This window comes from Sphingomonas glacialis, assembly GCF_006439055.1.
Classification (GTDB): Bacteria; Pseudomonadota; Alphaproteobacteria; order Sphingomonadales; family Sphingomonadaceae; genus Sphingomonas; species Sphingomonas glacialis_A.
Window position 1 is genome coordinate 249,510 of the sequence record NZ_RCZC01000002.1, and the last position, 11,575, is coordinate 261,084.

The following is an 11,575-nucleotide window of genomic DNA, read 5'->3' on the forward strand; positions in this document are numbered from 1 at the left end:
TCAGCCGCGCCGTGCCCGGTCCGCACGCCACGCGAGCCGCAGCGACGGAAGCCCCAGGAGCACGATCACGGCCATCATGCCGAACGCCACTTCCCAGATCGGGCTCGCGGCGTGCGGCAGCGACCAGACCGCACCATAGGCGATCACCGCCGCCCCGATCACGCCGGCGGCGATGTGCAGCAGCTCGATCAGGGTAGCGCGGCCGATCATCAGGCCAGCATCGACAGCGGCGATTCGACCAGCGTCTTGAACGCCTGCATCAGCTCGGCGCCATCGGCACCGTCGATCGCGCGATGGTCGAAGCTGCCCGTCGCCGACATCACCGTCGCCACGCCGAGCGCGTCGTCGATGATGTACGGGCGCTTCTCGCCCGAGCCGATCGCCATGATCATGCCCTGCGGCGGGTTGATCACCGCCTCGAACTGCTTGATGCCGTACATGCCCATGTTGCTGAGCGAGGCCGTGCCGCCCTGATATTCCTCGGGCTTGAGCTTGTTGTCACGCGCGCGCGCCGCGAGATCCTTCATCTCGGCCGAGATCGTCGCGACGCCCTTGCTGTCGGCGCCAGAGATGATCGGCGTGATCAGCCCCGACGGGGTCGACACCGCAACCGAGATGTCGGCGCGGCTGAAGCTGATCAGCTGGTCGGGGGTGAACATCACGTTGCACTTGGGCACCTGGATCAGGCTGGCGGCGAGCGCCTTGATCAGCAGATCGTTGACCGACAGCTTCACGCCGCGGCCTTCGAGGCCCTTGTTCATCTCGCTGCGCAGCTTGAGCAGCGCGTCGAGGCGGATGTCGACCGTCAGATAGATGTGCGGAACGGTCTGCTTCGATTCGGTCAGGCGGCGCGCGATCGTCTTGCGGACGTTGCTGAGCTTCTCGGCCGTGTGCGGGATGTCGGGGATGACGGCGGGCTTGGCTGCGGCGGCGGGCGCCGGGGCTGCACTCGGAGCAGGCGCGCTTGCGACTGCAGCCGGGGCTGCGGCCGAAGCCTTCGCGCCTTCCAGATCGGCGCGAACGATCCGGCCGTTCGGTCCGGAGCCCTGCAGCGTGGCGAGGTCGATGCTCTTTTCGGCGGCGATGCGGCGCGCGAGCGGACTCGCCTTGACGCGATCGCCGTCCTGGCGGGCAACCGGGGCCGATTTCGGCGCAGCGCCGCCTTCGGGATTGCCGTGATCCTCGGCCTGCTCGGGCGTACGCTCGACGGGCTTGGCTTCGCTGCCGGTCTTGTTGGGATCGGCCGGCGACGGCTTGGGCTCGGATTCCTTGGCGGCGGGCGCGGGCGTCGTCGCGTCGGCGCTCTCGCCCTCGGCGAGCAACGTGGCGATGACCGTGCCGACCTTCACGTTATCGGTCCCCTCGGCGACCAGGATCTTCCCGATCGTGCCTTCGTCGACGGCTTCGAATTCCATCGTCGCCTTGTCGGTTTCGATCTCGGCCATCAGGTCACCCGATTTGACGGTGTCCCCTTCCTTGACCAGCCATTTCGCCAGCGTGCCTTCCTCCATCGTGGGAGAAAGAGCGGGCATCTTGATTTCGACCGGCATCAACGCGTCCTCATCTGTCCGAATCCGTAGGGGTCGTCTCTCGCGCCCGACGCGCGGCGGGTCAAGGCCATGGCTTGCACGATGCGATACTTAGCCCCACCTATCGCTCACAATATCGCTGTGGGGGGAGAGCGAGCGCCATGCGGACCTATCTGGTCGTGATCGACGAGACTCAAGAAAGCAGCATCGCGCTGCGCTTCGCCGCACGGCGTGCGGTAAAGACCGGGGGCGGCGTCGAGATCCTCGCATTGATCCCGCCGACCGAATTCACCGCCTTTGCCGGGATCCAGGCGACGATCGAGGAGGAAGCGCGCCAGCATGCCGAGGGCCTCGTCGCCGCGGCGGCCGGAACTTTGCTGCAGGAATCGGGACTGAAGCCGACACTGACAGTGAGGGAGGGCGAGGGACCCAAGGTCATCCGCGATGTGATTGCCGGCAATTCGGAGATCGCAGCGCTCGTGCTCGCCGCCGCGGCGAGCGGCGTGCCGGGGCCGCTGGTCGCGCATTTCGCGGGCGCCGATGCCGCGTTGCCGATCCCGCTGATGATCATCCCCGGCTCGCTCGACCGCGAAGCGATCGACCGGTTGAGCTGACGTCTTCTCCCCTGGGCTTCTCCTCCCCTCCCTGAAAGGGAGGGGTCGGGGGTGGGTCGGCCCGTTGTGACGCGCCACCTCCGCCACGGGCCGACCCACCCCCAGCCCCTCCCTTCCAGGGAGGGGAGGCAACTTGCGTCGCGCCTTTTATCGCGCCACCATACCGCGATGCGTACCCTCCCCACTGCCGCCGCGCTGCTCGCGCTTCTTGCAACGCCCGCTTTCGCCAAGGATGCCGCGCCGCCCGCGCCCGACCCCGCGCGTCTCAAGGCGACGGTCGAGAAGCTCGTCAGCTTCGGTACGCGGCATACGCTCTCGTCAGCGGACGACCCCGTCCGTGGGATCGGCGCCGCGCGCACTTGGGCGGGCGGCGAGCTCACCCGTATTGCGGATGCGTGCGACGGCTGCATCACCGTCGCCAATATCGCGCGGACCTTCACCAACGCGCGCGCGCCGAACGGCGTCAACGTGGTCGACGTCCTCGGCTTCCAGCAGGGGCTCGACCCCAAGCGCGTGATCATCGTCGGCGCGCATATCGACAGCCGCGTCAGCAACGAAATGGACGCGACGCACGATGCCCCCGGCGCGAATGATGACGCCTCGGGCGTGGCACTGGTGCTCGAGACAGCGCGGATCCTGTCGAAGCAAAAATTCCGCGCGACGATCGTCTATGCGGTGTTTTCGGGCGAGGAGCAGGGGCTGTTCGGCGGCACGCTGCTCGCTGAGACCGCCAAGGCGCGCGGCTGGACCGTGTCGGCGATGCTCAACAACGACATCGTCGGCAACACGATGGGGCAGAACGGCGTACGCGTCGCCGACCGTGTCCGCGTCTTTTCCGAAGGCATTCGCGCGGCGGACGAATTGCCCGCGCAACTGGCGCGGCGAGGGAATGGCGGCGAGGATGATGGGCCCTCGCGGAGCCTTGCCAAGACGATCGACGGAGTCGCGGGGACGATTCCCGGCGGGCTCGACGTGTTCGTCGATCGCCGGCCCGATCGCTTCGGGCGCGGCGGCGACCATGAGCCGTTCCTCAAGCTCGGCTATCCCGCGGTGCGCTTCTCGGTCGGCGCCGAGAATTGGACGCAGCAACACCAGGACGTCCGCGTCGAGAACGGCATTCCCTATGGCGACACGATCGACAAGATGGACTTTCCCTATCTCGCCAAGGTCACTGCGATCAACGTCGCGACGATCCGCCGCCTCGCCGCAGCGCCCGCCGCGCCCGACGGCGTGACCGTCGCCGGGGCGTTGAGCTTCGATACGACGGTCAAATGGCAGCCCGTGGCGGGCGCAAGCGCCTACCGCATCCACTGGCGCCGCAACGACACGCAGGATTGGCAGAAGACGGTCGACGTCCCGGGCACCGCGACGAGCACGGTGCTCAAGGATATCAGCGTCGACGATCACTTCGTCGGCGTCAGCGCGGTCGCGGCGGACGGGTCGGAAAGCCTGGTGAGCTTTGCCGGACCCGAACCGCGCAAGCGCTGAGCGCGGTCAGCTTCCCAGGATCGGCTGCTCGACCGGACGGCACACCGGCTTGCGCCGGACGGGCCGGTAATAGCGCTTGCGCGCGGCGCGATAGACGTGCCGCTCGCGGACGGTTTCGACATATTCGGTGGTCGTCGTGGTGACGATGGGGGCGGACTGGATCGTCACCACCGTGGTCGTCGCACCCGGATAGGCGTAGCTGTAGCCGCCGCCATAGCCAGACCCATAGCCAGATGAGGTCGAATAGGTCGTCACGTTGCCGTTCTGGACGATCGGCGGCAGCGGCGCGGGATAGGGCTGCGGCGGATAGGGTCGGCCGTAGCCGCCCGACCGATCATACCCACCATCCTCATAGCCGCCCTGATAGCCGCCGTCCCAATCGAGCCCATCGACAGTATCGTAGACCCGGCCGCGCGGATCGAGCAGCACGGCGTCGTCATAATAGCGATACCAGCCATAACCGGCCGGCGGTGCCGACAGCCCATAGCCGGAATAGTCGCCGATGAAGAAGTTCGGCGAGAACCAATAGCCCGGCATGCGATAGCCGCGCGACCGCGGACGGTAGGCGTTCCAGCCGCCCGGCGCGTTGAGCCCGCCCTGCCAGCGCCCGCCAACCGATCCACCCCAGCGATGCCGATCGGGCTGATTGACCGGACGCGGCCCGGAGTTCGGCCGGCCAGGCCCGTTCATCGGCGGCCGCTGCATCTGCGCCTGCATTTGGGGCTGCATTTGCGGAGCCGGGGCTGGCGGCGCGGGGATCGTTGCGCCCGGCACGGGATAGGGCGCGCCCGGGTTAGACCCGCCACCGCGATACCGTTGCGCATCGGCCTGCCCCGCACCAAGCGCAGTGACCAGCGTCAGAGTGGCCAGGATAAAGGGTCGCATCGTCAAGCCTCCGGAACGGCACCGCACACAGAGTGTGTACGAAGCGTTAACCCGTCAGCTACCATTTCGATCGACGCGATTCTAGATTAACGGCTGTCCCGTTTCGGATCAGCCCGCGATCCGCGACGCGAGCAGCGCCATCAGCGCTTCGCACCCGGCGGCATCGGCAGGGTCGAAGCGCGCCGCGCTCGGGCTATCGAGATCGAGCACGCCGATCAGCCGGCCGTTATGGACGATCGGAACGACCAGTTCGGACCGACTCGCCGCATCGCAGGCGATGTGACCGGGAAAAGCGTGGACGTCTTCGACCAGCTGCGTCGTGCGCGTCTGCGCGGCGGCGCCGCACACACCGTCGCCGAGCGCGATGCGGATGCAGGCGGGCTTGCCGAGGAACGGCCCGACGACGAGCATATCGCCGACCAGCCGGTAGAAGCCCGCCCAGTTGAGATCGGGCAGATATTGCCAGATCAGTGCGGCGGCGTTGGCCATGTTGGCGACCGCGTCGTGCTCGCCGTCGGTCAGCGCGTCGAGCGCCGCATGGAGGTCGCGGTACAGCTCGGTCTTCGAGCTTTGATCGATCGTGAAGTCGTACATGCCCTGCCCCTATCGCGTTCGCGCACGCGGCGAAAGCGCCCAGCTGCTCGATCGACCGCCTGCATGATCGACCGCGCCGCGCTTATCTTTTAGGGAGGCGCGATGGCCGCAATCCCGATCACCCGCTCGATCAGCATCGACAGCGACGAACTGCTGGAATCGTTCACCCGCGCCGGCGGCCCGGGCGGGCAGCATGTCAACACCACCGACAGCGCGGTGCTGCTGCGTTTCGATGTGGGCGCATCGCCGTCGCTGCCCGACGCGGTGAAGAATCGGCTCGCAGTACTTGCGGGATCGCGGCTGACGCGCGATGGCGTATTGGTGCTGCGGAGCGAAGGCGCCCGCTCGCAATTGCTCAACCGCCAGGAAGTCCGCGAACGGCTGATCGAGCTGATCCGCGAGGCGACGATCGTCCCCAAACGCCGCCGCCCGACCAAGCCCTCCAAGGCGGCCAAGGCCAAGCGGCTTGACGGCAAGACCAAGCGCTCGACGGTCAAGTCGCTGCGCGGCAGAGTGACCGACTAGAGCTCGCGCAGCGCGCTCGCAGGCCGCGCCCGCAACGCCGGGAGGCTCCCCGCCAGCCCGGTCCCGAGCGTCAGCGCGACGGCTGCGGCAAGCGTGGCCCCGACCACGTCCCAACGCGGCGCCCAGCCGATCTTGAAAACCTGCGTCACGACGTACCAGCCCGCCGCCGACCCCATCGCCAGCGCGACCACGACGAGGACGAGCGAGAGAACGGCATATTCGAGCGCCTGCGCGCCAAGCACCTGCCGCCGGCTGCCGCCGAGCAGCTTGAGGATCACCGCATCGTAGCGCCGCGTCGCGCCCGAGGCCGCAACCGCGCCGATCAGCACCGCGATCCCCGCCGCGACCGTCACTGCCGCCGCCGCGCGGATCGCCAGCGCGATCTGGCCGAGCACCGCGCTGACCTGGCCGATGACATCGCCCACCCGGATCAGCGTCACCGAGGGCAACGCCGCCGCGACCTGTCGCGCGATCGCGCCGTCGCGCTCGGGCGCGGCATAGACGCTGGCGAGCAGGCCGTGCGGCGCCTCCTCGATATAGCCGGGCGAGAAGACGATCGCGAAGTTCAGCCCGAGCCCGCCCCAGTCGATCTTGCGCAGCGCCGCGATCCTTGCGGGTACGTCGACCCCGAGCACCGAGACGGTGATCGTATCGCCGACATGCAGCCCGAGCGCCGCCGCCGCTTTGTCCTCGAGCGACACGAGCGGGGGCCCGCGATACTCGGCGGGCCACCAGCGCCCGGCGACGACCGCATTGCGCGGCGGCAGGCGTGCTGCCCAGGTGATCGTCCGGTCGCCGCGCAACACCCAGGCGTCGCTCGGCAGCGTCTTGATCTTGCTGACGGGGACGCCGCGCAACGCGACGATCGATCCGCGCAGCGACGGCAGCGCCTCGATCTTCGCGCTCGGCGCTGCCCTTCGGACGGCGCGCGCGAAGGTCGCGGCATCGTCGGGCTGCAGGTCGATCGCAAAGAAGCGCGGTGCCTTGGCGGGCGCGGCATTGCGGAGTTCGGCGCCAAGGCTCGAATCGATCACCGCGAGTGCGACGAATAGCGAGAAACCGAGCCCCAGCGCGACGACGAGGCGATCGGTCTGCGCACCCGGCCGATGGAGATTGGCGATCGCCAGCCGCAGCAGCGGACGGCGCGACCGCGGCATCCGCGCCGCGATCGCCCGGATCGCGACGCCACAGCCCCAGAGTAGCGCGATCAGCACGAGGATCGCGGCGACGAAACCGAGCGCGAGCCAGGGGTCGGATGCGGTCGCGACCGCCAGTCCGATCAGCGCCACGACCAGCACCCCCATCGCGCCGACCACGCGCGCGCCCGGCCAGCGCCGCGCGCCCAGCGTGTCGCGCAGCAGCGTCGCCGCCGGCACCGACCGCGCGCGTGCCAGGGCGGGCAAGGCGAACAGCAATGCGACGAGCACAGCAAGCCCCGCCGCGGTCGCCAACGGCACAGGATAGATCGCAAGCCGCGGCGGCACCGGTAGCGCTGCACCGGCAAACGCCGTGACGGCCCAGGGCAACGCTGCCCCGACCACGAGCCCGGCGCCGATCCCGACAGCGGCGACGAGCCCGAGCTGCGCGAGGAAGATCGCCGCGATCGTCCGCGACCGCGCGCCGAGCACCTTCAGCGTCGCGATGATCTTCGCCTTGCCCGCGAGATAGGCGGCGACCCCGCTGCCGACCCCGACGCCCGCGATCGCCAGCGCGGCCAGCCCGACCAGCAACAGGAATTGCCCGAGCTGCGCGATCCCGCGGCGAAATCCGCCGGCCGCCTGGTCGCTCAGCTTGGCCGACCATCCCGCACCACGGAACTGTCGGAGCACCGAGTCCCGAGCCGCCGCCGCGCTATCGGCACGCGTGAGCACGACGCGGTAGTGGCTCTCATACAGGCTGCCCGGCTGAACCAGCGCGGTCGCGTCGAGCCCCGCCAGATCGACCAGCACCGGCGGCCCGAGTGCAAAGCCCGCCCCCAGGCGATCGGGTTCATTCGCGATCACGCCGATCACGCGAAGCCGCGCCTGCCCCAAGGTGAGCGTAGCGCCGGGCTTCACGCCGAGCCGATCCGCCAGCGCCGGCGCGATCGCGATCTCGCGTCCATGCGGACGCGCCGCCAGCGCACCGGGCGCGAGCCGGAATTGCCCGAGCAGTGGCCAGGCCTGATCGGTCGCGCGCAGATCGACCAAGGCGGGCGCACCGCCGGCGCTCGCCATGCCGCGCAGCGAAACCGTCTCCGAAACGCGCCCGAGCCGCCCGAACGCAGCCAGTTCGGCGACCGTCGCGCGCCGCTGCGACACGCTGAACTCGACATCGCCGCCGAGGATCTGGCGCGCGTCGACGTCGAGCGCGGCGATCATGCTCGCAGCCAGGCTCCCGATCCCGGCGAGCCCCGCCGTCCCGAGGAACAGGCAGATCGCGAGCAGCAGCAGCCCTCGCCCGCCGCGCCGCAGATCGCGCAGCGCAAGCCGCAGGACGAGCGTCACGCGCCGCGCCGATCGCCGACGATCCGCCCGTCGCCTAGCTCGATCACCCGCGCGCAGCGTGCCGCCAGCCGCGGATCGTGGGTGATGATGAAAAGCGTCGTTCCGCTCGCCGCGTGGCGCGCGAACAGCACGTCCATGATCGCCGCGCCGGTCGCGGTGTCGAGATTGCCCGTCGGCTCATCGGCGAAGATCAGCGCCGGACGCCCGACCAGCGCGCGCGCGATCGCGACACGTTGCTGCTCGCCGCCCGAAAGCTGCGCGGGGTAATGGCCGATCCGGTGCGCGAGACCGACTGCCGCCAGCTCGGCCTCCGCCCGCGCGAAGGCGTCCCCCTCCCCGGCCAGTTCGAGCGGCACCGCGACATTCTCGAGCGCGGTCATCGTCGGCAGCAGATGGAAAGCCTGGAGCACGATCCCGATCCGCCCGCGCCGCGCGACCGCGAGCGCATCCTCGTCGAGCGTGGTGAAGTCGCGCCCAGCCACCGTCACGATCCCGCCGGTCGGACGCTCGAGCCCGGCGAGCACCGCCATCAGCGATGATTTGCCCGAACCCGATGGCCCGAGCAACGCGACGCTCTCGCCAGCGGCGACGTCGAGATCGATTCCGCGCAGGATCTCGACGCTGGCGGGCGCCCGGCCGAGGACCAGCGAAACATTGCGCGCGACGATCAACGCGCTATCGACAGGGGATGGTTTCATCGAACTTCCTTGGGCGATATCGCTGGCGACGGCAAATCGCGGCCGGGCTCGCTCTGCTTTCCTGCGTAATCCCGATCGGTGCGACCGCCTCCCCCAAGGCGCCGCTGATCTGGGCGTTCGGCGACAGTCTTACCGCGGGCTATGGCCTGCCGCCCGAAGCGGGCTTCACCGCCAAGCTGCAGGCCGCATTGCGGCGCGCGGGGATTGCCGCGACGGTCCGCAACGGCGGGGTCGCAGGCGATACGGTCGCACAGGCGCGCGCACGGCTGCGCTGGGGGTTGCGCGGGCTCGGCGCGACGCCCGATCTGGTGATCGTCGAGCTCGGCGCGAACGACATGCTGCGCGGGCTTCCTGTCGCGCAAGCCAAGGCGAACCTCGACGCGATCCTGACCGAGTTGCAAGCGCGGCACATTCCCGTGCTGCTCGCCGGAATGCGCGCCGCGCCAAACCTCGGCCGAGAGTATGTCCAGGCCTTCGATGCCGTGTATCCGACCCTCGCCAAAGCCCATTCGGTCCCGCGCTACCCCTTCTTCCTCGACGGGGTCGCGGCGAACCCGCGACTGATCCAGGCCGACGGGATGCATCCCAACGCGCGCGGGGTCGACATCATCGTCGCGCGGATCGTGCCGAGCGTGCGCAGCGCGCTCCGGCCTGAGGCGCGGCGATGAACCTCGACGACCAATTCCTGCGCTATTTCGGCAGCAGCGATCTCGCCGAAGTGACGCCCGCCGCACTGCAAGGGGGAATCGACCATATGCGAGTCGATTTCGGGCTGGAGCAGGACCGCGAGCGACGCTTCGGGCTGTGGACGCTGCTCCACATGCTCGGCGCAGCGCCCGACCTCGACATCGCTTTCCCCGATGCAGCGGACCGCGCCGCGGCGCGGCGTTTCATCGAGATCACCGAGCATCACGAGGGCTGAGGGCGGCCTGACGGCCTGGCGTCAGTCCGCCACGTCGATCGGATGGGTGACGATGATCTCGGGCCGCGCGGTCGCGAGATCGCGCGCAGCGACGCCCAGTGCCTTGAAATGGTCCGAGGCCATATGCTGCTGCACGGCGGCATCGTCGACATACAGCTCGTTGAAGACGAAGCGCTGCGCACCCTCGGTCTCACGCCACAGTTCGTAATGCAGCACGCCCAGCTCGGCGCGCGAGGCCGCAACGCAGGTCCGGGCGGCGGTGATGAAGGCATCGTCCGCGCCGGGCTTGACGGCGATGAAGGCGACGATCTTGACGGCCATTATGTGCACTCCTGTGTCCTGCGGCGAACCTGGGGTCGCAGGCCGGGCAAAGCAAGCGGGCACCATGTCTCGGCAGCGCAGAAAATCGGAACTCGCGGCGCGTCGGTTCATTGGACCTTCGCACCCCGCTGCCCGAGGTGAGGAAATCCACCATGCGCCATATCCTCCCGGTCCTTCTCGTCGCGACCGCAACCGTGTCATCGGCGAGCGCGCAAGATCGGACGCCGTCCCCCGCGCCGACAACAAAACCGCTCGGAGCGAACCTCGAGAGCTTCACCTACCCCTTTCCGGTCCACTGGTACGAGACGATGTCACAGGGCGCGCCGGTCCGCATGGCGTATCTCGACGTCGCGCCGACCGGGGTGGCGAACGGCCGGACGGTCGTTTTGCTCCACGGCAAGAATTTCTGTTCGGCGACGTGGCAGGACACGATCATCAATCTCGCAGCAAACGGCTATCGCGTGATCGCGCCCGACCAGATCGGCTTCTGCAAATCGTCGAAGCCGACGGGCTATCAATACAGCTTTGCCGCGCTCGCGACGCTGACGCGCGGGCTGCTCGACCAGGCCGGAGCGGGCAAGGTTCTGCTCGTCGGGCATTCGACCGGCGGTATCCTCGCGACCCGCTTCGCCTTGCTGTATCCGCAGCGCATCGAGCGGCTGGTGCTCGTCAATCCGCTCGGGCTCAACGACACGCTCGCGCACGGCGTCCCCTATACCGAGCTCGGCGCGTTGCGGCAGGAAGAGGCGAAGACCGATGCCGCATCGATCAAGGCCTATCAGCTGCGCAATTACTATCATGGCGAATGGCGGCCAGCCTATGATCGCTGGGTTGCAATGCTCGCCGGGCAATATGCCGGGCCCGATGGCGACCGCGTCCGCGATGCGCAGGCGCGGCTGTCCGACATGATCGAGACGCAACCCGTCGCGGCCGAGCTCGACCGGGTTCGCGCGCCGGTGTCGCTGATCATCGGCCAGCGCGACCTGACCGCGTTCCGCGCCAACACCGCGCCCGCGCCGCTGCGGGCGCAGGTCCAGACGGTGCCGCAAGCCGCGGAGAGCGCGGTGCGCCGGTTCCCCGACGCACGGATCGTTCGGATCCCCGGCGCTGGCCATGCTCCACAGGTCGAGGATCCCGCGACTTTCGGACGGCTGTTGCTTGCCGAACTGGATCGCCGGTGAGGCGGAAAGAGACCGTAGCGTGAACATTATTTCACGAGACAGCACGCTGTCGTCACGGCAAGATCGCGCCCCAAGGTTCCAGTGTAAGGACATCCGAATGCGTATCGTTTCCCTGCTCGCCGTCTCCGCCGCGTTGGCGTCGGCCTCGCCCGTTCTTGCCAAGGGCTGCATTCGGGGCGCTGCCGCCGGCGGTGTCGCGGGGCATTTCGTCGGCAAGGGCCATGCCGTGATGGGCGCAGTCGCGGGCTGCGCGATCGCGCACCACCATTACGCCAAGCAGGCGCGCGCCGAAAAGGCGGCCGCGCGCGCACAGCACTGAGCGACCATCCGAC

Annotated in this window: 14 protein-coding genes; 7 read left to right on the top strand and 7 right to left on the bottom strand. The window is 69.0% G+C overall.

From position 1 onward, the window contains the following. Both EAH76_RS04980 and EAH76_RS04985 read right to left on the bottom strand, forming a co-directional pair. A complete protein-coding gene (locus EAH76_RS04980) occupies window positions 1-210 on the bottom strand; it encodes a hypothetical protein (RefSeq protein WP_140848815.1) in 210 nt (69 codons plus the stop codon). Further along, a complete protein-coding gene (locus EAH76_RS04985) occupies window positions 210-1,550 on the bottom strand; it encodes a pyruvate dehydrogenase complex dihydrolipoamide acetyltransferase (RefSeq protein WP_140848817.1) in 1,341 nt (446 codons plus the stop codon). Before EAH76_RS04985 ends, EAH76_RS04980 begins: the two co-directional genes overlap by 1 nt. Window positions 1,551-1,690: 140 nt before the next feature. On the opposite strand from EAH76_RS04985, the gene EAH76_RS04990 reads away from it, so the two are divergent. Both EAH76_RS04990 and EAH76_RS05000 read left to right on the top strand, forming a co-directional pair. Continuing rightward, the gene (locus EAH76_RS04990; RefSeq protein ID WP_140848819.1) at window positions 1,691-2,143 is read left to right on the top strand and encodes a universal stress protein; all 453 of its coding nucleotides are present in this window, start codon (window positions 1,691-1,693) and stop codon (window positions 2,141-2,143) included. Window positions 2,144-2,311: 168 nt separating this feature from the next. Then, window positions 2,312-3,631: a M28 family metallopeptidase gene (locus tag EAH76_RS05000; RefSeq protein ID WP_140848823.1), complete on the top strand. Its 1,320-nt coding sequence runs from the start codon at window positions 2,312-2,314 to the stop codon at window positions 3,629-3,631. 6 nt (window positions 3,632-3,637) lie between these two features. On the opposite strand, the gene EAH76_RS05005 is transcribed toward EAH76_RS05000, so the two are convergent. Both EAH76_RS05005 and EAH76_RS05010 read right to left on the bottom strand, forming a co-directional pair. Then, the gene (locus tag EAH76_RS05005; RefSeq protein WP_140848825.1) at window positions 3,638-4,516 is read right to left on the bottom strand and encodes an RcnB family protein; all 879 of its coding nucleotides are present in this window, start codon (window positions 4,514-4,516) and stop codon (window positions 3,638-3,640) included. A gap of 108 nt (window positions 4,517-4,624) precedes the next feature. Continuing rightward, window positions 4,625-5,110, bottom strand: a complete 486-nt coding sequence (locus tag EAH76_RS05010) for a GAF domain-containing protein (protein ID WP_140848827.1) — start codon at window positions 5,108-5,110, stop codon at window positions 4,625-4,627. 102 nt (window positions 5,111-5,212) lie between these two features. Between EAH76_RS05010 and arfB the strand changes: the two genes are divergently transcribed. Then, window positions 5,213-5,635, top strand: a complete 423-nt coding sequence (gene arfB / locus EAH76_RS05015) for an alternative ribosome rescue aminoacyl-tRNA hydrolase ArfB (RefSeq protein WP_140848829.1) — start codon at window positions 5,213-5,215, stop codon at window positions 5,633-5,635. Here the strand turns inward: arfB and EAH76_RS05020 are convergent. Further along, window positions 5,632-8,121, bottom strand: coding sequence for an ABC transporter permease (locus EAH76_RS05020; RefSeq protein WP_140848831.1), 2,490 nt, complete (start codon window positions 8,119-8,121; stop codon window positions 5,632-5,634). The two genes, arfB and EAH76_RS05020, sit on opposite strands and share 4 nt — an antisense overlap. Then, complete coding sequence (locus EAH76_RS05025) at window positions 8,118-8,819, bottom strand: ABC transporter ATP-binding protein (protein ID WP_140848833.1); 702 nt, start codon at window positions 8,817-8,819, stop codon at window positions 8,118-8,120. Before EAH76_RS05025 ends, EAH76_RS05020 begins: the two co-directional genes overlap by 4 nt. Between EAH76_RS05025 and EAH76_RS05030 the strand changes: the two genes are divergently transcribed. Both EAH76_RS05030 and EAH76_RS05035 read left to right on the top strand, forming a co-directional pair. After that, entirely contained in the window at window positions 8,810-9,487 is a 678-nt protein-coding gene (locus EAH76_RS05030) for an arylesterase (protein ID WP_140848835.1), read from the top strand. The genes EAH76_RS05025 and EAH76_RS05030 overlap by 10 nt on opposite strands. Further along, the gene (locus EAH76_RS05035) at window positions 9,484-9,741 is read left to right on the top strand and encodes a hypothetical protein (RefSeq protein ID WP_140848837.1); all 258 of its coding nucleotides are present in this window, start codon (window positions 9,484-9,486) and stop codon (window positions 9,739-9,741) included. The genes EAH76_RS05030 and EAH76_RS05035 overlap by 4 nt, the downstream gene beginning before the upstream one ends. 21 nt (window positions 9,742-9,762) lie before the next feature. Here the strand turns inward: EAH76_RS05035 and EAH76_RS23885 are convergent, their stop codons facing one another. Further along, window positions 9,763-10,062, bottom strand: a complete 300-nt coding sequence (locus tag EAH76_RS23885) for a putative quinol monooxygenase (RefSeq protein ID WP_161988973.1) — start codon at window positions 10,060-10,062, stop codon at window positions 9,763-9,765. A 152-nt stretch (window positions 10,063-10,214) separates the two neighbouring features. Between EAH76_RS23885 and EAH76_RS05045 the strand changes: the two genes are divergently transcribed. Both EAH76_RS05045 and EAH76_RS05050 read left to right on the top strand, forming a co-directional pair. After that, entirely contained in the window at window positions 10,215-11,243 is a 1,029-nt protein-coding gene (locus tag EAH76_RS05045; protein WP_140848841.1) for an alpha/beta fold hydrolase, read from the top strand. A gap of 97 nt (window positions 11,244-11,340) precedes the next feature. Next, the gene (locus EAH76_RS05050; protein WP_140848843.1) at window positions 11,341-11,562 is read left to right on the top strand and encodes a hypothetical protein; all 222 of its coding nucleotides are present in this window, start codon (window positions 11,341-11,343) and stop codon (window positions 11,560-11,562) included. The last annotated feature ends 13 nt before the right edge of the window (window positions 11,563-11,575 follow it).

Coding starts and splice junctions, on each gene's coding strand:
- EAH76_RS05005 (WP_140848825.1), bottom strand. CDS start 4,516: ATGCGACCCTTTATCCTGGCCACTCTGACGCTGGTCACTGCGCTTGGT.
- EAH76_RS23885 (WP_161988973.1), bottom strand. CDS start 10,062: ATGGCCGTCAAGATCGTCGCCTTCATCGCCGTCAAGCCCGGCGCGGAC.
- EAH76_RS04980 (WP_140848815.1), bottom strand. CDS start 210: ATGATCGGCCGCGCTACCCTGATCGAGCTGCTGCACATCGCCGCCGGC.
- EAH76_RS04990 (WP_140848819.1), top strand. CDS start 1,691: ATGCGGACCTATCTGGTCGTGATCGACGAGACTCAAGAAAGCAGCATC.
- arfB (WP_140848829.1), top strand. CDS start 5,213: ATGGCCGCAATCCCGATCACCCGCTCGATCAGCATCGACAGCGACGAA.
- EAH76_RS05000 (WP_140848823.1), top strand. CDS start 2,312: ATGCGTACCCTCCCCACTGCCGCCGCGCTGCTCGCGCTTCTTGCAACG.
- EAH76_RS05030 (WP_140848835.1), top strand. CDS start 8,810: ATGGTTTCATCGAACTTCCTTGGGCGATATCGCTGGCGACGGCAAATC.
- EAH76_RS05050 (WP_140848843.1), top strand. CDS start 11,341: ATGCGTATCGTTTCCCTGCTCGCCGTCTCCGCCGCGTTGGCGTCGGCC.
- EAH76_RS05010 (WP_140848827.1), bottom strand. CDS start 5,110: ATGTACGACTTCACGATCGATCAAAGCTCGAAGACCGAGCTGTACCGC.
- EAH76_RS05045 (WP_140848841.1), top strand. CDS start 10,215: ATGCGCCATATCCTCCCGGTCCTTCTCGTCGCGACCGCAACCGTGTCA.
- EAH76_RS04985 (WP_140848817.1), bottom strand. CDS start 1,550: ATGCCGGTCGAAATCAAGATGCCCGCTCTTTCTCCCACGATGGAGGAA.
- EAH76_RS05025 (WP_140848833.1), bottom strand. CDS start 8,819: ATGAAACCATCCCCTGTCGATAGCGCGTTGATCGTCGCGCGCAATGTT.
- EAH76_RS05035 (WP_140848837.1), top strand. CDS start 9,484: ATGAACCTCGACGACCAATTCCTGCGCTATTTCGGCAGCAGCGATCTC.